Below are 210 nucleotides of genomic sequence, written 5' to 3'. Positions count from 1 at the left end.
ACCTTACGGAGGAGTAGCGAAGTCTGGTTAAACGCGACGGTCTGTAAAACCGTTCCTTCGGGTTCGGTGGTTCGAATCCACTCTCCTCCATTTTAATTATTGGGCTATGGCCAAGCGGTAAGGCAACGGTTTTTGGTACCGTCATGCGCTGGTTCGAATCCAGCTAGCCCAACTGACAAAGTCGTCACGGTGGTGGCGGCTTTTTTGTTT

The 210-nt window shown here is 51.0% G+C and carries 2 tRNA genes; both read left to right on the top strand.

Going from position 1 to position 210, the window contains the following annotated elements:
- The first annotated feature begins 7 nt into the window (after window positions 1-7).
- A tRNA-Tyr gene (locus tag FC43_RS03915) sits at window positions 8-90 on the top strand.
- Window positions 91-100: 10 nt separating this feature from the next.
- Window positions 101-172: transfer RNA gene (locus FC43_RS03910), tRNA-Gln, on the top strand.
- Window positions 173-210 lie beyond the last annotated feature (38 nt).

Source organism: Limosilactobacillus ingluviei DSM 15946 (assembly GCF_001435775.1).
GTDB lineage: Bacteria > Bacillota > Bacilli > Lactobacillales > Lactobacillaceae > Limosilactobacillus > Limosilactobacillus ingluviei.
This window is presented reverse-complemented; position numbering and strand designations above follow the sequence as displayed.